Origin of the sequence: Arundinibacter roseus (genome assembly GCF_004348825.1) — a bacterium.
In the GTDB taxonomy this organism is placed as follows: domain Bacteria; phylum Bacteroidota; class Bacteroidia; order Cytophagales; family Spirosomataceae; genus Arundinibacter; species Arundinibacter roseus.
Genome location: NZ_SMJU01000010.1, coordinates 45682 through 66673 on the forward strand (window position 1 = coordinate 45682; position 20992 = coordinate 66673).

The following is a 20992-nucleotide window of genomic DNA, read 5'->3' on the forward strand; positions in this document are numbered from 1 at the left end:
ACGGCAAGCCTATATTCGCTGAGCCTTACACGTTTCGTTGCAAAGCAAAGCCAGCCGCGCCAATTGCCCCGGCCATATCGCCAAAGTGGGCCTGAACGAGCGGTGTACTTTTGCCGCCGGGGCGCCATTCGTAAATATCCATGAATTGACGCAAGGGTTCAAAAAGGGCGTCATCAGCTAATGTTATGCCCCTGGCTAGCACGATACACTCTGGCGACAGGGCATTAACTATGGAGCAAAGCGCCACCGCCAGCGAACGGACAGAGTTGAGCCACAGGTAAGTAGCAAACACATCGCCCGCCCGGTAGGCTTCTACGAGCTCCCAGGTAGAGGTAAATCGTCCGCGGCTCCGGCGTTCGATGGAATAGTTCCCAATAGCGTATTCAAGGCTGCCGGGCAGGCCCGCAATGCTGCACTCGTCGTCCGTTGCGTTGACGGTGATGTGGCCCAGGTGACCCGCCATTTGGGATAATCCCTGATAGAGTTTGCCATGAATCAGAATTCCACCGCCAACGCCTGTACCTAGCGTAAGAAGCACCACATGCTGGTAATTTTTGGCAGCGCCAAAAGAAGTTTCGGCCATGAGCGCCGCGTGGGCGTCATTTACAACCGAAGTCGGCAGACCCAGGTAGTCGGCCCACACGAAGTTTTCGAGACCCGGCAGGCGGTTGGGCAAAAAGGAGATGCATTGGTTGGATACATCCGGTAAGCCCGGAGCCGACAACCCAACGGCGGCAATAGGCTGCTGCCAATAGTTCTGAAAATAACGCACCATGCTCAGGACATTGCCACGCCACAGCCCGTCCGGGTCGTCTTTGGTAGGAATATAATGCTGTTTGAGCACCTCCCCCAGCTCATTGACCAGAACGCCTTTGATGTTGGTTCCTCCTAAATCTATACCGATAAAAACCATAAGGTTAGCCGTAAGAGCCCGGTTTGGCCGGGCGTTTTATAGGTGGCAGTACATAAATATTTTCAGCGAGACGGTACCTGAGTAGTTGTGAACATTTAGCAATTAGCTTACTCATCTATTTAATTATCAGATAAATAATCAATCACATGCAGGCTAACCGCTAAATGCTCATACCTGCTTAATATTGGCCTTCGGCAATGCTCCAGCCTCCGTCCACATTCAGTACCTGTCCGGTGGTGAAGCGGGCAAAATCAGACATAAAGTAAACCGCCGCTCCGTCCAGATCTGTCGCCAGGCCGATTCTACCGCCGTCGAGAGGCTGTTTTGTTTTTATAAATTCCTTAATAGTTTCATCCTGAGCGGCCCGCTGTGCCATCGGCGTATCGACCAAAGCGGGTGCCAGCACGTTGATCCGGATGTTATTTTTGGCATAATAGGCCGCCGTAGACTTTGAAAAGCCTACCACAGCTGCTTTTGCGGCAGCGTAGGCATGCGTCGTAAAATGCAGAGGCGAGGGTGAGTTGCCTAGTACAGAACCCATATTCAGGATCACGCCTCCACGATTCATTCCCAGAAAGGTCCGAATTGCTGCCTGATTGGACAGCATCATGGCGGTCAGGTTCAGATTCAGGGTGGTGTTCCAGCCGTCGAGCGTAAGCTCATGCAGCGGGCCGTCGCCATATTTTCGTCCGCTGCCACCAGCTACATGGTAGAGCCCGTCGAAACTGCCAAATTCACGAATACAAAGCTGAATAGCGTCCAGTGCGGTTTGGGGTTGCGTGGCATCGCCCTGCTTGGCTCGCGCCTGATAGCCCAAATCCACCTCGGCCATTAAGCAACTTTCCGGATTTCGCCCCACCACTACCACATTCGCTCCATGGTTTACAAACGCCTTGGCCGCCGAGAATCCGAGCCCGGTTGTGCCACCTACCACCACAATGGATTTATTTGAAAGCCAGTTTTCCACGTATTATGTTTTTCTTTTTGGTTAGGAATAATTAAGAAGCACAAGATTAAGAAAACTTTGACTACTCATGAAACAACCACTCAGAAATTATCCGACAAATCGGCATATAGTATTCAGCTGGGCCAAAGACTGCTATTTTTCACAAAAATTTGAGCTTTTTAAAAATCAGCTGCCGGGGATCAACTCAGAGTAAATGCTGCAGCGGCTGCCGCTAACGCACACTCATCCACACGGCTGTTACCGACCTCAAGTCTAATTACCACTTTGATGTTGACCGAATTGTTTATTTTATATTTTTGCACCAATTCATTCAAAAAACCCCTTCATCACATGCCTTTTATTTCTTTCTCTAAATGTCGGAAATGTCTGATTGCGATTTTGTTGAGTATGGCGTTACCCTATGGGCTTTTCGCTCAAACTGACGACGATGATTTTGATCCTGATGCCTTTGAAATGGCCGACGAAACACCCATAAAGCGCTTTTGTACCAACAAAATCACGAACCTCAGCCCCACCCGTCTGGTCGGTATCAGTTTTGATTACCTGGCAGGGTACACCATGTCATCCCAAGCCGCTGAGGGCTTGGGCGCCACAGAAGCGGCCAGGTATTCGCCTTACGATGCGTCTGTCAATCGCAACAGCGGCTTACGGCTGGACTCCAACATCCCGCTCATATCCAAAAACAATATAATCGTTAATTTAACGGCTTCCTATTGGGAAAGCCGCTACGACATTGAAGAGTCTACCGTTAGCCCGGGTCATCAGATTGCCCTCAATCATGCCCGTCATCCACTCCGCACCAGTACCCTTGGAACCCTGATTTTTAAACCATTAGACGAAAAACACTTTCTGATTTTTCAGGCAGAAGCCGCCCTGAACGGCAACTACAACTTTGGCACTATTAAGCCGGACTTTGGACTAATGAAATACAGCGCGACCGCTATCTATGGCTGGAAATACGACGATAACCGGAACTTCGGGTTGGGAGTTACGCGCACGTACCGGGGGGGCAGGGTATTGCACATACCGGTGCTGCTCTGGAACAGAACCTTTAACGACCGCTGGGGAATGGAATTGCTGCTACCCGCTCGTGGGCATGCCCGCTATAACTTCTCGACCAAATCCATGCTGATGTTTGGCTATGAACTCGAAGGGCAGAGTTACCACGTACAGTCAGCACCCAACAGCAACACTACCTACGGATTTTCGCAAATGGAACTCAGAAAATCTGAGATTCGCGCCCGGGTATCCTGGGACAAAAGTCTGACTGATTTTATCTGGTTCAATATTCAGGCAGGTGTGCGCCCGATGTATCGCTACGATCTGGCCCCGAAAGAAAATGCCGACGCCTTTATATCCAACCGAATGGGCATGCCGTTGTACTTTCGGATTGGTCTGAACCTGGTCAGTCCATAGTTAAAATCCCTTAATTATTTTTTTAATACACTTAAAATCAACCCGACTATGAACATTTCCAAAATACTGTTTGCCGCCTGTGCGGTACTTTTTTGCACACTCACCACAGCTACCGCGCAAAGCCTTGACAACCCGTCCGATATTATCGTGGGCAATTGGCAGCCAAGCAATGGACAATCTGTTGTTCAGATTTATAAAGGAAAAGAAGCCGCCGGAGAAGATCCCAAAAAATACTATGGGCGTGTTATCTGGCTGAAAGAACCTAACGACCCGGATACAGGGCAACCGAAGCTTGACAAGAATAATCCGGAAGAAGGCCAACGCAAGAATCCGCGCAAAGGGTTGGTAATCATGAAGGGTGTGGAATTTACAGGCTCAAAGAATGAGCTTACCTGGGGAGAAGGAACGATCTATGACCCTAACAATGGCTCTACGTATTCGTTTGAGGCTACGATCTCTACCAAAAACCTGAATGTATTGGAAGGCCGCGGCTATATTGGCGTATCACTGTTTGGCCGTACCGACACCTGGAAGCGGATGGTTAAGAAATAGGAATTTCCCTCAATCATTTGTAAAGTCAGCTTCTGCATTAAGTTTGCAGGAGCTGACTTTTTTTGTGGAGCTTTTGAGTGACCAAAGTCAAAAGAATGCCTCAGGAAACAATGCTTTGATACACCAATAGATTAATGTGGCCAAAAGGCTCGATAGGCCAGCCCATGCCAGCAGCCAATGTGCTATTTTTTGTAGATGGAGCTGCGTAAGTTCTTCATTTTCAACGACAAATCCTGCTCGGTTGAGTACGTAAACGGATAGTTTTGATAGAATACTCACTATAAAAATTGAAAGTAGGAATTTATTAAAAATATCTGGATCAACTCTGTTAAAAGTTAAGTACACAATAACGGGAAGTACCAATAAAAGATTTACAAGAGTTGCGAAATCAAACCACTTGTGAAGGCGAGTTACTGAATGACTGATTAAAATCAAACCCGCTGTAATAAGGATAATTAAAAGTTGTATTTCGAGCAGCGTTCCCTGCGGATACAGCAAGACAATTCCATACACTACTATTCCTACGCTATAATGACTCGCACCCTGTAATGCTTTTATTGTGGTCATGGGAGTTTCTAATTGACGATTAAACCTGTATACGAAACGACTAAACGTCCGTCACTTTTGCTTTAATCAAAATTCCCCGCCAGTCATCACACAACTGGCAGGGAAGAATAAAATCAGACTAAAAGACCCATCACGCCACCGTATTGACCAAAGTCCCGATGGGTTCGATGGTAATAAAGATCTTGTCGCCCGATTGCAGCGTAAAATCAGTGGGAGGGATAATTCCCGTGCCGGTCATCAGGTATACGCCTTGCGGAAAACTCATTTCCCGAAACAGGTATCCCAGCAACTCCTGCGGCTGACGCTTCATCTGCGACAGTTCGACGGTATTGCCAAATACCTCTTCTCCATCACGTATAATGGCAATACTGATTTCGGTTTGAGGAGAGAGCGGCTCGGCCGGCACGTACAGGCACGGCCCCAAAGCAGCGCTGCCGTCGTATGACTTGGCCTGCGGCAAATACAGCGGATTTTCACCCTCGATGCTCCGGGAACTCATGTCGTTGCCAATCGTGTAGCCTACTAAGGTGCCCGAAGAAGTAGCAAAAAGCGTAAGCTCAGGTTCAGGCACATCCCAGCCCGAATCTTTGCGGATACGCACCTGCCCCGAATCGCCGACGACGCGCCACGCATTGGATTTAAAGAAAAGCTCGGGGCGGTCGGCTGAGTATACGCGGTCATAAAAGCTCCCGCCGCCCGCTTTTTCGGATTCTTCCATACGAGCCTCGCGGCTGCGGAAGTAGGTGACACCCGAAGCCCACAACTCCTGCGTGCCCACGGGGGGCAGCAGCTCAGGCATCGGCAGGGCGTCGGTAAAGGGCAAAAGCAGCAGGCTTTCGGTTTGGGTTACGAGCCAGTCGTAGAGGTTGTCACGGTTCACAACCGCATCCCAGTTGGTCTCGTGCAGGCGATAGTATTGGTCTTCTTTTTCTAAAAGAATGCCATGATGGGTACGATACAATTTCATGCGTAGGCAAATAGTTAGTTTTTGCCTACATAAGACCAAAAAACGGCTACTTTACTCACAGCAGGTACTCCTTTCAGGCGGGCAATTTTCCTTTCAGGAAGTCAGCAGTAAAGTTATTTTCCAGAAGAATCATCTGCTCGGGTGTGCCGGCGAAGGTAATATATCCACCGCCATCGCCTCCTTCCGGACCGAGGTCCACGATCCAGTCGGCACATTTGATTACTTCCATATTATGTTCAATAATAATGACGCTATCTCCCTGATTCACAAGCGCATTGATGGCTTTCAATAATTTTTTTATGTCGTGAAAATGCAGGCCGGTGGTGGGTTCATCAAAGATAAAAAGTGTTTTCCCTTTGCCCGAACTGCCTTTGCCCAAAAAGGACGCCAACTTGACCCGCTGCGCTTCGCCACCAGAAAGCGTATTGGACGACTGCCCCAGCGTAACGTAGCCTAGCCCTACTTCCTGCAAAGGCAATAGTTTTTCAACCAGACGATCTTCTGAGCCTCTGAAAAATGCGATGGAGTCATCTACGGTCATGTCCAGAATATCGGCAATATCTTTTCCATTGTACTTCACATCCAGCACTTCCTGCTTGAACCGCCTGCCGCCACAGCCTTCGCATTTGAGGTAAATATCGGCCATAAACTGCATTTCGATTTTTACCTGACCTTCGCCCTGACAAACCTCGCAGCGCCCGCCGTCTACATTGAACGAAAAGTGCGACGGCTTGTAGCCACGGGCTTTGGCTACGGGCAGATCCGCCATCATCTGCCGGATGTGATCGTAGGCTTTAATGTACGTTACAGGATTGGAACGGGAGGATTTTCCGATAGGATTCTGGTCAATCATCTCGACGGATTCGATGCGGTCCAGGCTACCCGAAAGCTCATCAAATTTTCCTACCTCATCGTTGTATTCCCCACGGGCACGCATCAGGGCCGGGTACAGGAGTTTACGAATCAGCGTTGATTTACCGGAACCACTCACGCCCGTCACAACGTTGAGCACACCCAACGGAAAACGCACGCTTACATCTTTCAGGTTATTTTCCGAAGCACCTTTCATTTCCAGAAAATACGTGGACGTACGACGGAACTCAGGCACCGGAATAGAATCCTGACCCAGCAAAAAGTCCAGCGTATACGAATGTCCCAGCTCACGAACCGACAGTCCGCCCTGCACTTTGATTTCTTCCCAATTTCCCTGAAACATCACGTGCCCACCCTTGGTACCTGCCTCGGGCCCAATGTCGATAATCTGATCGGCCGCGTGCATTACTTCTTCTTCGTGCTCCACCACAATGACCGTGTTGCCCATGTCACGAAGCGCTTCCAGTACACCTACCAGCCGACGGGTGTCGCGCGGGTGCAGGCCAATGCTGGGTTCGTCCAGAATATACATAGAGCCCACCAACGCACTGCCGAGCGAGGTAGCAAGTTTAATTCGCTGAAACTCACCACCCGAAAGCGAATTAGTGAGGCGGTTGAGCGTGAGGTAGCCCAATCCCACCCGAACCATGTAATCCAACCGATTTTTGATTTCAATCAAAATTCGTTTGGAAACCTGCTGTTCGTGTTCGGTCAGGACGAGTTCTTCAAAAAAGGTCAGGACTTCGGTGATGGGTTTCAGCACCAAATCGGTGATAGATGCCCCGCCTACTTTGACATAGGCGGCATCTTTGCGGAGCCTTGAACCCCGGCAATCCGGGCAGGTAGTGCGGCCGCGGTAGCGCGACAACATCACACGGTATTGTACTTTGTGGGTTTGCGTTTCGAGTTCTTCAAAGAAATCATTTAGCCCTTTAAAAAAGGAATTTCCCGTCCAAAGCAGTTCTTTCTCCGCTTTACTCAAATCTTTATAGGGACGATGAATCGGGAAGTCGAACCGGATGCCGTTGCGAAGCAGTGGTTTGAGCCATTCGCTCATTTTTTCGGTGCGCCAGGGGGCAATCGCTCCTTCAAAAACGGATAACGATTTATCGGGAATCACCAGGTCGGGATCCAGTCCCAGCACTTTTCCGAACCCTTCACAGCGCTTACATGCACCGTAGGGATTATTAAAACTAAAAAGATTAACTCCCGGCTCTTCAAACCGAATGCCGTCGAGTTCAAATTTATCAGAGAACACCCGTCGCTCACCTCCCGAAATTTCAATAATACAAATGCCTTCTCCTTCAAAAAAAGCCGTTTGAACCGAATCCGACAGTCGATACTGCGTATCCTCATCGTCATGCTGAACCGTGGCACGGTCAATCAGAATAAACCATTCGTCGGCATCGGCTGCATCGGTTTCTTCGGTCAGCACATCTTCAATGTACACAGTTTCGCCCTGCCTCACCACACGGTTATAGCCTTTGGAAAGCAGAATCGTCAGTTCTTCCCTTCGGCTGCGGCCCTCGCGAACGAGCAGCGGTGCCAACACAAGCACGCGGGTTTCGACCGGATGCGTGAGCATATAATCGACCACGTCGGTCACGGTATCTTTACGCACAATTTCTCCCGAAACCGGCGAATAAGTCACACCTGTACGTGCAAAAAGCAGTTTGAGGTAATCGTAGATTTCGGTAGTGGTGCCCACCGTGGAGCGAGGATTGCGGGTATTGACCTTTTGCTCAATGGCGATTGCGGGCGATACTCCTTTAATGTACTCCACCTCCGGTTTTTCCATGCGGCCCAAAAACTGCCGGGCGTAGCTGCTGAGACTTTCCACGTACATGCGTTGCCCTTCGGCAAACAGCGTATCAAAAGCAAGCGACGATTTGCCGGAGCCCGACAGGCCCGTAATCACCACCAACTTGTTGCGGGGAATAGCTACATCAATATTTTTAAGGTTATGAACACGAGCACCCTTAATGAGGATGTATTGGCGGGGATCGAGTTCATCAAAAAGAAGCTTCTCTTCGGGAAGTTCGGGTTGATTGATCATAAAACGAACGTACGGCGGGGCTGGGTTAGAAAAAGCCCTATCTGAAATGAAACCCAAAATTCGCTCTTTTAGTTTGCCTTTCCTATCCCAAAACCTAACACGCAGGCAGGCAAAGGCCTATCGTAAAAAACATCCGTGCCATAGCAGGTAAAATATTCAAATGTATTTGGCATCCTTCTTAAAAATTACCTACCTTTGCAGACCCAAATCAGAAATAGAGGAATTTTTATAGCTATAATTTTGATAATGAGATGAAACGTACATACCAACCTTCAAATCGGAAGAGAAGAAATAAGCATGGCTTCCGCGAAAGGATGTCTACTGCAAACGGTCGCAAGGTCGTAACTGCTCGTCGCAAGAAAGGTCGCTGGAAACTGACTGTATCCGACGAAAAGCGTCACAAGCAATAATTTTAAGTTTGTAAGTTTGGATAGTTGGACCGTTTGTTGAGTTCTCTTGACACGACTTTACAACGGGCACTCTACCTATTGATAACTCTTGAAACAAACTTTTAAGAAAGACGAACGCTTGAGCAGTCGTCAAACGATTGACAGGCTTTTTAAAAGAGGTAGTACGGAGGTGCACACGTTCTACCTCTTTCCTTTTAGGGTGCTTTATCTGTACGAGGCCCCTACCGCCGTACCTGTGCTTCCACAGGTACTTTTTTCGGTTTCCAAACGGAATTTCAAAAAAGCCGTTGACCGTAACCTCATTCGCCGGCGCTGCCGCGAAGCCTACCGCCTTCACAAAGCTGTTTTCCTGGCCAATCCTGAACGTACGCCTCCGGCTTCCGTTGCTTTTTTGTATCTTGCAAAAGAAAAAACTGCTTACGACGTTATTGACAAAGCGATGATTAAGATTTTGCAAAAATTGGCAACAATACCTCATCCCTCGCCTACCCGTGAGTAGTCTGATACCTACCTGCGCTCATTTATACCTTTTAGCTAATCCATGAAAAAGTACTTCCGATCATTTTGGCTTGCCATTCCGGTTGTGGCCGGGCTCGTGTTTTTTTCTTTCCGGCAGGACGACCGTCTGTTTGAAATAGCGCGCAATTTGGATATTTATGCCACCCTGTTCAAAGAATTGAACGCTTACTATGTAGACGAAATTAACCCCAACCGGCTCATCAAAAACAGCATTGATGGAATGCTAAAAAACCTCGATCCGTATACGGTTTACTATGCCGAAGATGATATTGAGGACTACATGACGATGACTACCGGAAAGTACAACGGCATTGGGGCACTCGTTAATTCTGCTGATAACAAACACATTATCATGATGGTGTATGAAGATACCCCTGCGCAGAAAGCGGGCTTGCAGCTGGGAGATGAAATTATGAAAATTGATGGAATCGATCTCTCTACGCTTGCTGATTCTGATCCCGGAAAACTTCTGCGCGGACAAACCAACTCAACCGTAAAGCTGACAATTAAACGTTTTGGCTCCCAAAAACCACTCGAAATTCCGGTCAGCCGGGACGTGGTGAAGGTAACGAATGTGCCCTACTACGGCATGATTTCTGACGAAGTAGGCTACATCGACCTGAAAGATTTTACGGCCACTGCCTCCCGCGAAGTTCGGAATGCATTTCAGGAATTGAAAGGGAAAGGCATGAAAAAGCTCGTGCTTGACGTCCGCGAAAACCCCGGCGGATTGCTCAACATGGCTATCGAAATATCAAACGTATTTATACCCAAAGGTGAAGAAATTGTTTCTACCAAAGGAAAAGTAACCGAATGGAACAAAACCTATTCGGCCTATAATCCGGCATTGGATACCGAAATTCCGATTGCGGTACTGACCAACAATCGCAGTGCTTCGGCAGCCGAAATCGTTTCGGGTGTGATTCAGGATTACGACCGGGGTGTGCTCATTGGGCAAAGAACCTACGGCAAGGGGCTCGTTCAAACCACGCGGGATCTTTCGTATAACACCAAAATGAAGGTTACGACGGCCAAGTATTACATTCCGAGCGGACGATGCATTCAGGCGATTGATTACAGCCACCGCAACGAGGATGGCAGTGTGGGGAAGGTGCCCGATTCGCTGATGACGGCATTTACTACCAAAAACGGACGGGTGGTATATGACGGTGGCGGGGTTTTGCCTGATATTCTGACTGAAAAAGCTACCTATTCGCCGTTGGCAATTGCGCTTGTGCGTAACCGGTTGTTTTTTGACTATGCTGTTAAATACCATTTTGAACATCCTGCTATTAAGCCCGCTCGCGAATTTTCTCTTACGGACGCCGAGTATCAGGCGTTTGTAAAATGGCTCGATGACAAAGAATATGACTACACCACGCAGGTAGAAAAAGACCTGGCTACGCTGGAAGCATCCGCCAAAAAAGAACAGTCTTTCGGGAATATTCAGGAGCAGTTCAAAGCCTTGCAGGCCAAGCTTTCACACAACAAAGACAACGACCTGCAACTGCGCAAAACAGAAATCAAGGCGCTGCTGGAAGAAGAAATTGTTAAACATTACTACCTCGAAAAAGGAATGAAGGAAGCGTCGTTTTCCAATGACCCCGAAATAAAGGCGGCTTTGGATCTTTTTAAAGACATGACCAAGTACAACAATCTCCTGAAATCTCCTAAATAAGAACTCCTTACGAATCGGTTGGTGCCCGCAGGCAGCAACCGATTTTTTATATTCCATGCTCATTCTCAGTTTAGATACCTCCATCCGTGGCTGCTCAGTGGCACTGCATGCCAACGGCCTGCTGCTTGCTGCCTACGAATTACACACGGAGCGCTCTTCGTCGTCGATGCTTACCACGTTGATTAAAAATGTGGTGGAACAGGCCGGGTACACTCTTCAGGCACTGGACGCCATAGCCGTCGCCAAAGGGCCGGGCTCGTATACAGGATTGCGGGTGGGTGTTTCGACGGCCAAAGGATTATGCTACGCTCTGGACAAACCCCTGATCGGCATTCCGACGCTGATGGGCATGGCTGCACAACTTGCCCCCTTGTATCCTGCCAACTATTTATTTTGTCCCATGATCGACGCCCGGCGGATGGAAGTGTATGCTGCCGTATACGACACCGATTTGCAAACTGTGATGCCTACGCAGGCCGTTATTTTGGACGAACTTTCCATCATCGACGTACTGAATACGCAGCAGCCCATCATTTTTTTTGGCGACGGCGCACACAAAGCCAAAGCCGGGCTGAGTGTACACCCTCAGGCCTTTTTCCCTTCGGTAGAAATTCAGCCCTCTGCCCGTACCATTGGCCCATTGGCTACGGAGGCTTTTCAGCAGCAACAGTTTGAAGACGTTGCTTCGTTTGAGCCGTACTACCTCAAAGATTTTATGGGCACCAAGCCCCGTAAGAAAATGATTCTTCCCGATTGACGCAATTCTTTTGCTTCCAAAACTCTTTCTTTTCCGAACATTTCTAAAAGCGGCTGTGTTTTCCGGGTATTGATCGTATGAACTGACTGTCCGAAAAATATATGGAAACCGAAGAAATCATCAATCGTGTAGCAGGGAGTAGCCTGCTTTCGCTAGACCTCGAAGAATACTACCACCCCGGCGAACGTGTGGTGTATGACTTAAAAGACAACCTTTTTCAAGGGTTAATTTTGCGCGAAAAAGATTTCCGGGAATTTTTGAAAACCCACGACTGGACCGCCTATCAAAATAAAAATGTAGCGATCATTTGTAGTGAGGACGCTATTGTGCCTACATGGGCCTACATGCTGCTCGCCGTAAAACTGCAACAGTATGCGCACTGCCTGGTATTTGGAAGTCTGGAAGAACTGGAACGAAAATTATTTGACGAAGCTATTGCCGCATTGGATATTGAATTTTACCGGGCTAAGAAAGTCGTCGTAAAAGGGTGTAGTAAATTTCCGGTACCTACGTCTGCTTATGTCGAAATAAGTCGGCGCCTGCAACCGGTGGTGCAAAGCCTGATGTTTGGCGAACCCTGCAGCACCGTTCCACTTTACAAAAAACCAAAAGAATAATTTAATCAGCCTTATTCGGCATACTTTTTTAGGGTAGTAGGTTTCAGAAAACAGACCTGTTTTCTATAAAGTCCACTCATCTCAAAAAAGTATAGACAATGAATGAAGCTATCTGGAAAGGAATTCTGGCCGGGGCCGTGGCAGGCCTTGTTGGCACAGCCATTAAAACCATATGGGAGGAAGTTGCCCCTTCCCGCCCCTCATCCATAGACTCGCCTCCCGTTGTACTGACCGAACGGGTAACGCAGGAAACAACCGGACATGTACTGCCCGAATCCCAAAAGCCAGCCGTTGAACAATCGGCTCATTGGATATTTGGCACCGGAATCGGCGCTTTGTATGGCGGTGTTACGGAGGCATTTCCACAGGCACAGAAGGGCATGGGCAGTATGTTGGGTGTAGCGCTTTACGGAGCTACGCACGGCTCTGTACTACCGATGCTCAACACCGAACCGTGGCCACTGCATAAACCCTTAAAGTTTGCCACGAGCGAATTTAGCGGCCATATTCTCTACGGCCTAACCGTTGAATTTACCAGAAAAATAGTCCGCCAATGGCTCAACAGTCGCTCGTCGACGGTCGGGCTGTGAGGCGAAAGCTAAGTCGATGATGGCTCGTGATGCCATGCGTCAAAATTGCGTTTCGGTGGAAAGACGTGGGGTAACCTACGTTTTTCTCCCAGCCATAGTGGGGAAAATCTTCGGCAAGCCGTTCCATCAGGTCGTCGCGATAGGTTTTGGCCAAAACGGAAGCCGCCGCAATCGACAGGAACAGGGTATCGCCTTTGATGATGCAGGTGTGCGGAATTTGCGGATAGGGCGTAAACCGATTCCCATCAACCAAAAGATGTTCAGGAAGAACTGTAAGTTGCTCCACAGCCCGATGCATGGCCAGAAAACTTGCTTTCAAAATATTGATTTTGTCAATTTCCTGCGGCGAAACCTCCGCTACGGCCCATGACAGGGCGGCTTGCGTAATTTCTTCCCGCAATAGAATTCTCTGGGCTTTGGTCAGTTGCTTGGAGTCAGTCAGAAACGGGTGGGTAAAATCGGGCGGTAGAATTACTGCCGCTGCCACCACCGGCCCGGCAAGGCATCCTCTTCCCACTTCGTCGAGGCCTGCTTCTATGAGCCCTTTTGTATAATAGGAGTGCAGCATTAATCTTCCAGTATATTACTCATGAAGGTACTTTTGGTAGCGAGGGCAATGAGCAGCAGCAGCATGGCCCAGTACAAATATACCCGATAGTAATCCTTTACGTCCCGATAAACGACGTTCCTGAATCGAACTTTTTCGAGCGCATTTATTTGGGTAAACACCGTACCAAGCATGGTATTGTCCGTTGCTTTGAAATATTTTCCGTCACCGGCTGCGGCTATTTTCTGCAATTCTCCCTCATCCACCTGCGCACCCGGCCCGTTCAGGCTGTCTCTAAGTGCCTGTTTACGGGTACTTCCTACCGAAATAGTGTAGATGCGCACACCGAAGGCTTTGGCCAGTCGGGCAGCTGTAATCGGATCAAGATTGCCGGAAGTATTATCGCCGTCACTGATTAAAATTGCCACTTTACTCTGACTTTTGGACTCCCGCATGCGGTTTACACCCACCGCCAGAGCGCTGCCAATTGCCGTTCCGGCGGTTCGAATCATGTTGGCATTTATTTCATCCAAAAACCCATAAAGCAGTTCATAATCAGTTGTAAGTGGACATAAAGAATACGCTTCTCCGGCAAAAATAATCAGGCCGATTCGATCCTGCAACCGTCCGCTGATGAAGTTTCGGGCCACTTGCCGGGCAGCGGTCAGGCGGTCGGGTTTGAGATCTTTTTCCAACATAGAATCCGAAATATCAAGCAAAAGCATAATATCAATTCCTTCCGAAAAACGATCGGTACGCTCGGTAATTACCTGCGGGCGAGCCAGCGCCATCAGGATACACAGCAAAGCCAACGCCACACAGACGGGCTGCACGTACCGCAGCCGGGTCAGCAGGTTTTCGCGGTTGGCAGTAGCCTCGTACGGGATGGCCAAAAACTGCCGGGAGCGGCGGTGAAAAACATTGCGTAACCAGAAAAGCACAAAAATGGCCGGAATGGCGTACAAAAAATAAGGATGCGCCCAATGAAACGTCCGCAGCACATTCCAGCCAAACCACCGGAGGGAAATCCACTCTTCCATAGGCTATTAATTTATTGGATTGTCTCTTTATTTTTTCGTGAAATTTCCAGTCTTCGCTGCCGATACAGGCGCTGCGCTACATTTTTGAGCACTTGCAGCGACGGATCCATTTTCTCTGATTTTACCTGTCCATAAATAATCCGGTCAATATCTTTCAGAGCGTTTTCCAGCGCTTCGTCCGGAATATTGTCCACAATTTCCCGCGTGGTGTAGGTAGCAAATGGTTTTTTCTCCACCCGTTCCAGGTAATTTTTCCAGAGAACCACCGCCTTTTCTGCCTCTACCGTACTGTCGCGTTCGCGGGCCGTACGGTTAAAGCGGTTAAACGCCCGGACAAATTCGCTGTGCCGCCGATGCAGCTGGAAAATCCGCCACTGCCGGAGAATCCCCGTTCCGAACAACCAGTAAATGATAAAACTCACAAACCCCAACGTCAGCAAGGCTGCCAGAAACACGGGATAGTTGAACTGACGCTGCAAAAATCCGATCTCAGTTTCGGGCAGCAGCGACAGCGTATCGGGCCGGGACGTGGCAGGCAATGTCAGCTTCAAATACACCGTGTCGGGTGCAGTATACACGGCGGTGCAGTCTACATCGGCCAAAACGTACACCGGAAGGCGCAGCACTTGCCTGGGTTTTACCTCAAATGCCACAAGGGTGTAAATCGTGCTGTCGAGGCTTCCGCTTGTATCGGTGCGGGTGGTGTAAAATTCCTGATGAAGAAACGTAAATGGAGAAAAATCATAGGAAGAATCCGGAAAAAAAACCTCGGTTTCGGCTCCGTGTCGGTAACTGAATGCATATGAAAATGGCTTTCCTACCACAATCGTATCGTTCAGGAATACCCCCTGTGGTAGATTTTCTTTCTCCTGTCCATGAACCGCAACAACTTTTGTACACAAAAGTCCCAGACAAATCAGGAAAGACCAGAAGGAAGGGGAAATTTTGAGCGACATCAGAAACAAAGACAGGTGAACAAATTATAAAAATGATATTTTGAAAAATTTTTGGATCAAAATCTGTTTAGGTTCGACTGCTTCCGCTTACGTACCGCCTTACCCGGAACAGCCGGATCAGCACAGGTACGTAGTCTTCTCCGGCATCGAGTGACAGATAATCGGCTTTATTTTGGCGGCACAGTTTTTCAAGCGTTTCGCGCCGCCGCTGAAAACGCTCCCACATATCTACCCGATACCTTTGTGAGGAGGTATTGACCCACACTTTGGTGTCTTTTTCGGCATCATAAATCGGGATAATACCCAACTGAGGCAAATTGGTTTCGCGTTGATCGTGAATATGGATCACGATCAGATCGTGCTTACGGGCCAAAGCTTTCAGGTTATGCTCGTAATTAGTGTCAATAAAGTCAGAAATCAGAAAAACGAGACTTCTTCTTTTCAGGACATTCAGTGAAAGCAGGATTGCCGCCGACAAGTCCGTTCGGGGAGACTCAGGAACGAGTTTGAACAACTCAGAAATCAGTCCGTAGCCGTGTTTCATGCCGTCAGACGGGCGAATGTACCGTTCTTTCTGATCCGAAAAACAAAGCAATCCAACCCGGCTTGCCTCCTGAATAGCCGAAAGAGCCAATACTCCACAAATTTCTTTGGCGGCATCAATTTTCAATCGGGCCTGATCACCCACTTTTTGAGAAGCGCTCACATCAACCATGAAGAACACGGTCTGTTCTTTTTCTTCCTTAAAAATTTTTATGTACGTGCCATGCCCTTTGGCCGAGGTGTTCCAGTCAATCGTCCGCACATCATCGCCATATTGGTATAGCCGCAGGTCATCAAATTCCAGCCCCGAACCCTTAAAGACCGAATGAAAGTTGCCCTGTCGCTCGCTGTTGACCGCTTTTCGGATGCGGATTTCGTACTGCCGAAGCTTTGTTAAAAACTCTTGAAACATAGAATTTGTCCGTTGTGCAAAAGATTCACGACCTTTGTGACGTTAGACCATGCAGACAAATATAGATAATTTGACAGGATCATGCCGCAAAGCTTACATTCTCTGAAACGTATTCTACAAACCACCGGGCTTGTGCTTGGCCTGTTGGCGTGTAATTCGGAAGAAAAACCTCCGGCTGATTTACTGGAAGAAGAGAAAATGGCGCAAATCTTGTCGGAGGTACATATGGCAGAAGCACGGGTTACACAGATGCAACTTCGTTCGCTGGATTCGTCGGTGATTGTTTTTGAAAAATTGCAGGATCAAATTTGGAAAAAATTCAAGGTAGATACCGCACTTTACCGCAAGAGCTATGCTTTCTATACTTCGCATCCATTTTACCTTACCCGTATTTATGAACGCGTCGATACCCTGCTCGCAGCCCGTGCAAAAGCTGATTCAACCAAACGATAATACCTGCTTAACGAATTTCTGGAATTGTTTTTGATAGAGGACTGTTACAAAAACACAGAAGAGCAAACTCCAATTCTGACTGAATTTTATCCTAATTTAAAACCCTAAAAGTACCTGAATACCCGTGGCTGATTCCATCGTTATCATACCAACCTACAATGAAATTGAGAATATTGAGGCAATCATTCGAAAAGTTTGCAGCCTTTCAAAATTCTTTGATATCCTTATTGTAGATGATGGCTCCCCCGACGGAACGGCTCAGAAGGTAAAGGAACTCCAAATTGAACTAGGCAACAGGTTACATATTTTAGAGCGCCGGGGTAAATTAGGACTTGGTACTGCCTATATTCATGGCTTTAAATGGGCTTTACAGGAAGGCTATACTTACCTGTTTGAAATGGACGCAGACTTCTCCCACAACCCCGAAGATCTGGTGCGCTTGTACGCCGCCTGTGCCGAAGAAAACCACGATGTTGCCATTGGTTCACGATACATCAAAGGCGTAAACGTCGTTAATTGGCCGATGGGCCGGGTTCTTATGTCCTACTTTGCAGGTCATTATGTGCGCTTTATAACCGGTATGCCCATTATGGACCCCACTGCCGGCTTTGTGTGCTATCACCGCCGGGTACTCCAAACGCTCCGCCTGGATCAAATCCGATTTGTAGGATACGCCTTTCAAATCGAAATGAAATTTGAAGCCTGGAAATATGGATTCAGATTTAAAGAAGTACCTATCATTTTTACAGATCGTACCCGTGGCGAATCCAAAATGTCAGCTGGAATCTTTAAAGAAGCAATCTTTGGGGTTATGAGTCTGAAAATCAATAGTTTTTTCAAACGTTACATTCCACAGGATGCGGTCTCGGCCACTACTGCACCCGCGCTGAGAGATCCGGTTACAGAATAAACCTCCGTTTACACATTTTTTTATCTTCCTGCCCTTATTCACCAAAGGTTGTTTCTATCTTTGGTAGTAAGTTCGTGCTTTGCCTCTCGATTTCCCCTCTATGTATGGAAAAGACTACTGACCGGAAACGGTACAGTTTTTGCTCTATTTTCAATGGTTTGCTTATAGATACATGTTCATTCAGCTGTAAGCCGTGCGTTTGATTCAGGATTCGTGCATGAAAAAAAAAATTACCAAACAAAAAAAAATACACACACTCTGGCTTCTTAACGCCATTTCCCTGCCGTTTCTGGTTTGGGGCTTTACTTCTGTTGCCCACGCACAATCATCTTCTCCTGCTTTTCCCGACAAATACATCCGGCAGTACGAACGTCAGCATCAACGGCTTTTACAGCTTGCAAAAAAGAAAGACTGGCCGCTCCAACTACGGCAGAATACTCATCGCATCTTCACACTCCAACGACTCGATGCACTCGGTCAACCGGTTTATTACGGTGTGCATACCTCGCCGCTTTCGGCAGGCACCCGCACCACGGCACTTTACGAAGGAGGCGGATTAGGATTAGCCCTTAGTGGCAGTAGCCCGGCGTTACGTGGCAAACTGGCGATGTGGGACGGAGGCAAAGTTCGGGCAGATCACCGCGAGCTAACCGGAAAAATTACCCAAACAGACATACAGATGACCTCTGTAACAAGCGACCACGCCACGCACATGGCAGGTACAATGGTGGGCAAAGGAATTTATCAACAGGCAACAGGAATGGCCTTCGGTGCCGGATTGCAGGTGTGGGACTTTGGCAACGATCTCACCGAAATTGCCCGGCATGCTCCCTCTCTGCTCGTGTCCAATCATGCCTACGGGCCGGTAGCAGGATGGGTACTTAATCCGAGCCGTCCCGGTGCATCTAATGATGACAAATGGGAATGGTGGGGCACGCCTGCGGTGGATGCAAAGACCGACTACCGCTTTGGTTTTTATGAGGAAACTGTGAGTGAAACTGACCGGATTACGTATAATTTCCCGTACCTCCTCATGGTGCGCTCGGCAGACAATAAGCGCATTGAAAATGGCCCGCCCGCCGGAACGAGCTATTTCCTTAAAAACAGCAACACAAAAAGCACTCTCCCACGCGACCGAAACGACGGCTATGATATTATTCCCGGCGAAGCCAACGCCAAAAACGTACTCACCGTAGGCTCAGCAGATGGCGGGTCTATCACCTATGCCGTTGCGCCATATAGCGGCTGGGGACCGACCGACGACGGACGGATCAAACCCGATTTGCTGGGCATTGGCAGTAATGTTCTGTCAAGCGTGGGCACTGATACGGACGCTTACGGAGTACTTACGGGTACGTCCATGGCAAGTGCCAATGTATCGGGTTCGTTGTTTCTTTTGCAGGAATTATACCATCAGCAAAAGGGTCGTTTTATGCTCGCCTCTACGCTCAAAGCCCTGGCGTTGCATACGGCCACAAAGCCTCAGAATAAGATTACTCCTGATTATACCTATGGATGGGGATTGCTCAATGCTGAAAAAGCCGCAAAAGTGATTCTGAATCAGGAAGGAAAGGCTGTTTTATCGGAAAAAGTACTGCAACAGGGCGAAACGCTTACCCAACGCTTTATCGCCTCCGGCAATGAACCTTTGGTCGTCACGATTTGCTGGACGGACCCCGAAGCAACGCCTATTCCTGTCAGCAGCCGTAACGTCAACAACCGAAGTCCACGGCTTGTCAATGATTTGGATATGCTGATGCTGGAAGGCTTCAACTCACATCAACCGTGGGTTCTTGATCCCGAAAACCCAGAAAAACCGGCTCAGCCGGGCAACAACTTTCGAGACAATATAGAGCAAATTTATATTCCAAATCCTGTCAAAGGACGCGCCTATACGCTCACGATTACCCACAAAAATACGCTCAAAAATAACCGTCAGCCGTTTTCGCTCGTAGCAACCGGCACCGCCAAACCCGACTGCGAACTTGGCGCCGCATTGACACCCGGCCTTGATACTACGCTCTGTGTTGGAAAAACCATTTTACTCTCAGCAAACGCCGGTACCGATTTTCAGTACGAATGGTTTCAGAATGGAAGCGTTATTAAAAAGGGCACCGAACGCTTTCTGGAAATCACAAGACCCGGTAGCTATGCCGTTCGTGTAAGCGGGCAAGGCTGCACGGCGATTTCCAAATCGGTTACGGTACGAAGCTCAACGCTCTTTTCAGCTATTGATAAAACGGGACCTTTGCTGGTTTGCGACAGCAAAGGCGTTGAATTGGCCTCCAATACGGGGAATACTTACAGGTATCAGTGGCTGCGGAACGGCAGCCCGATAAGCGGAGCCACCAACGCCCGTTTTCAGGCTGCTGAAAGCGGAACGTATCAGGTTCAGATTCGGGATCAGCAATGTGTGGCTACTTCGCCCGGTACAGCAGTCGAAGTCACGCCCGTGGAAGCGTATCTAACGCCTTCTGTCAGCGCGCCCATCTGCAACGGTCAACCGGCGATTTTGAAGGCACCACAAAAAAACGGGTATAGTTACCGCTGGTATTTCAATAATTCGCTACTTTCTGGCGCAACTCAGGCTTCATATCCCGCCCCTCAGCCGGGACGCTACGCAGTGGAAGTTCGGCACGGAGCCTGCCTTGTGAAGTCAACGGACGTGGTGGTACAGCGCGTGCAGGTTGCAGCGGCCATTACGCCTCCCTCCAACACACTCATTCCGCCCGGCGGAAGCCTGGCTTTGCAGGCAAACTACGAAATCGGAAATCGGTATAAATGGTATCGAAACGATAGTCTGATACTTAATGAAACAGCCCCGCTTCTGACTGTCAGAGAAGGAGGTACGTATAGAGTTTCCGTAGAAAATACTGGCTGCCTTGCCGAATCAAAGCCGATTACACTTAGAGGAAACATCGGAAATATACCTTCCAATTCGAGCATTCCCCTGCAACCTTTGAATCTCGAAGACACGCTTTCTATCCTGACGGTTTTTCCCAACCCGGCTACCGAAACGGTGGCGGTAGCGCTTCGTATTCAAGGTTTTATCATTGACCCCACCGCCTCTATTCTTACCCTTCAGGGAGAGGTTGTCCGGCAGCAGGCACTCAGGCCGGAGCGTGACTACCTCAAAACGATTTTTGATCTCCGGTCGCTTCCGGCCGGCATGTACCTGCTCAAAGTTCGGGTGGGTACCCGAAATTACTCGAAGCTTTTCTTTAAGAGGTAAACACTTACCCGGGAATG

Annotated in this window: 21 protein-coding genes; 12 read left to right on the forward strand and 9 right to left on the reverse strand. The window is 48.6% G+C overall.

The window, feature by feature from the left end:
* Positions 1–25 precede the first annotated feature (25 nt).
* Both EZE20_RS16305 and EZE20_RS16310 read right to left on the reverse strand, forming a co-directional pair.
* Entirely contained in the window at positions 26–913 is an 888-nt protein-coding gene (locus EZE20_RS16305) for an ROK family protein (protein WP_132119603.1), read from the reverse strand.
* Positions 914–1091: 178 nt separating this feature from the next.
* Complete coding sequence (locus EZE20_RS16310) at positions 1092–1880, reverse strand: SDR family NAD(P)-dependent oxidoreductase (protein ID WP_132119605.1); 789 nt, start codon at positions 1878–1880, stop codon at positions 1092–1094.
* A 67-nt stretch (positions 1881–1947) separates the two neighbouring features.
* Between EZE20_RS16310 and EZE20_RS24545 the strand changes: the two genes are divergently transcribed.
* The 3 genes from EZE20_RS24545 (at position 1948) to EZE20_RS16320 (ending at position 3848) form a co-directional block, all read left to right on the forward strand.
* Positions 1948–2073 carry a hypothetical protein gene (locus tag EZE20_RS24545; protein ID WP_262709659.1) on the forward strand — a complete coding sequence of 42 codons (126 nt, stop codon included), beginning with the start codon at positions 1948–1950 and terminating at the stop codon, positions 2071–2073.
* A 194-nt stretch (positions 2074–2267) separates the two neighbouring features.
* Complete coding sequence (locus tag EZE20_RS16315) at positions 2268–3296, forward strand: DUF6268 family outer membrane beta-barrel protein (protein WP_132119607.1); 1029 nt, start codon at positions 2268–2270, stop codon at positions 3294–3296.
* A gap of 48 nt (positions 3297–3344) precedes the next feature.
* Complete coding sequence (locus tag EZE20_RS16320; RefSeq protein ID WP_132119609.1) at positions 3345–3848, forward strand: DUF2147 domain-containing protein; 504 nt, start codon at positions 3345–3347, stop codon at positions 3846–3848.
* A gap of 87 nt (positions 3849–3935) precedes the next feature.
* Here EZE20_RS16320 and EZE20_RS16325 read toward each other — a convergent pair whose 3' ends face one another.
* The 3 genes from EZE20_RS16325 to uvrA form a co-directional block, all read right to left on the reverse strand.
* The gene (locus tag EZE20_RS16325) at positions 3936–4415 is read right to left on the reverse strand and encodes a hypothetical protein (protein ID WP_132119611.1); all 480 of its coding nucleotides are present in this window, start codon (positions 4413–4415) and stop codon (positions 3936–3938) included.
* Positions 4416–4545: 130 nt separating this feature from the next.
* Positions 4546–5382, reverse strand: a complete 837-nt coding sequence (locus tag EZE20_RS16330) for a fumarylacetoacetate hydrolase family protein (protein WP_132119613.1) — start codon at positions 5380–5382, stop codon at positions 4546–4548.
* A 73-nt stretch (positions 5383–5455) separates the two neighbouring features.
* Positions 5456–8311, reverse strand: a complete 2856-nt coding sequence (gene uvrA / locus EZE20_RS16335) for an excinuclease ABC subunit UvrA (protein ID WP_132119615.1) — start codon at positions 8309–8311, stop codon at positions 5456–5458.
* A 251-nt stretch (positions 8312–8562) separates the two neighbouring features.
* On the opposite strand from uvrA, the gene rpmH reads away from it, so the two are divergent.
* From rpmH to EZE20_RS16365, 6 genes are all read left to right on the forward strand, one after another.
* Entirely contained in the window at positions 8563–8721 is a 159-nt protein-coding gene (gene rpmH / locus EZE20_RS16340) for a 50S ribosomal protein L34 (RefSeq protein WP_132119617.1), read from the forward strand.
* An 88-nt stretch (positions 8722–8809) separates the two neighbouring features.
* Positions 8810–9220, forward strand: coding sequence for a ribonuclease P protein component (gene rnpA, locus EZE20_RS16345; RefSeq protein ID WP_132119619.1), 411 nt, complete (start codon positions 8810–8812; stop codon positions 9218–9220).
* Positions 9221–9262: 42 nt separating this feature from the next.
* Positions 9263–10918 (forward strand): S41 family peptidase, encoded by a 1656-nt coding sequence (locus EZE20_RS16350; protein ID WP_132119621.1) that lies wholly within the window; start codon positions 9263–9265, stop codon positions 10916–10918.
* Between the two features lie 55 nt (positions 10919–10973).
* A complete protein-coding gene (gene tsaB / locus EZE20_RS16355; RefSeq protein ID WP_132119623.1) occupies positions 10974–11675 on the forward strand; it encodes a tRNA (adenosine(37)-N6)-threonylcarbamoyltransferase complex dimerization subunit type 1 TsaB in 702 nt (233 codons plus the stop codon).
* Between the two features lie 101 nt (positions 11676–11776).
* The gene (locus EZE20_RS16360) at positions 11777–12292 is read left to right on the forward strand and encodes a DUF2480 family protein (RefSeq protein WP_132119625.1); all 516 of its coding nucleotides are present in this window, start codon (positions 11777–11779) and stop codon (positions 12290–12292) included.
* A 98-nt stretch (positions 12293–12390) separates the two neighbouring features.
* The gene (locus tag EZE20_RS16365) at positions 12391–12882 is read left to right on the forward strand and encodes a DUF1440 domain-containing protein (RefSeq protein ID WP_132119627.1); all 492 of its coding nucleotides are present in this window, start codon (positions 12391–12393) and stop codon (positions 12880–12882) included.
* Here EZE20_RS16365 and EZE20_RS16370 read toward each other — a convergent pair.
* The 4 genes from EZE20_RS16370 to EZE20_RS16385 form a co-directional block, all read right to left on the reverse strand.
* Entirely contained in the window at positions 12851–13450 is a 600-nt protein-coding gene (locus EZE20_RS16370) for a ribonuclease HII (RefSeq protein WP_132119629.1), read from the reverse strand. The genes EZE20_RS16365 and EZE20_RS16370 overlap by 32 nt on opposite strands.
* Positions 13450–14469 (reverse strand): vWA domain-containing protein, encoded by a 1020-nt coding sequence (locus EZE20_RS16375; protein ID WP_132119631.1) that lies wholly within the window; start codon positions 14467–14469, stop codon positions 13450–13452. The genes EZE20_RS16370 and EZE20_RS16375 overlap by 1 nt, the downstream gene beginning before the upstream one ends.
* A gap of 11 nt (positions 14470–14480) precedes the next feature.
* Positions 14481–15425 carry a hypothetical protein gene (locus EZE20_RS16380; protein WP_228713812.1) on the reverse strand — a complete coding sequence of 315 codons (945 nt, stop codon included), beginning with the start codon at positions 15423–15425 and terminating at the stop codon, positions 14481–14483.
* 67 nt (positions 15426–15492) lie between these two features.
* Positions 15493–16380: a DUF58 domain-containing protein gene (locus EZE20_RS16385; RefSeq protein ID WP_132119633.1), complete on the reverse strand. Its 888-nt coding sequence runs from the start codon at positions 16378–16380 to the stop codon at positions 15493–15495.
* An 81-nt stretch (positions 16381–16461) separates the two neighbouring features.
* On the opposite strand from EZE20_RS16385, the gene EZE20_RS16390 reads away from it, so the two are divergent.
* From EZE20_RS16390 to EZE20_RS16400, 3 genes are all read left to right on the forward strand, one after another.
* Positions 16462–16833: a DUF4296 domain-containing protein gene (locus EZE20_RS16390; RefSeq protein ID WP_132119635.1), complete on the forward strand. Its 372-nt coding sequence runs from the start codon at positions 16462–16464 to the stop codon at positions 16831–16833.
* Between the two features lie 124 nt (positions 16834–16957).
* Complete coding sequence (locus EZE20_RS16395) at positions 16958–17743, forward strand: polyprenol monophosphomannose synthase (RefSeq protein ID WP_132119637.1); 786 nt, start codon at positions 16958–16960, stop codon at positions 17741–17743.
* Between the two features lie 217 nt (positions 17744–17960).
* Positions 17961–20975, forward strand: coding sequence for a S8 family serine peptidase (locus EZE20_RS16400; RefSeq protein ID WP_132119639.1), 3015 nt, complete (start codon positions 17961–17963; stop codon positions 20973–20975).
* Positions 20976–20992: the final 17 nt, after the last annotated feature.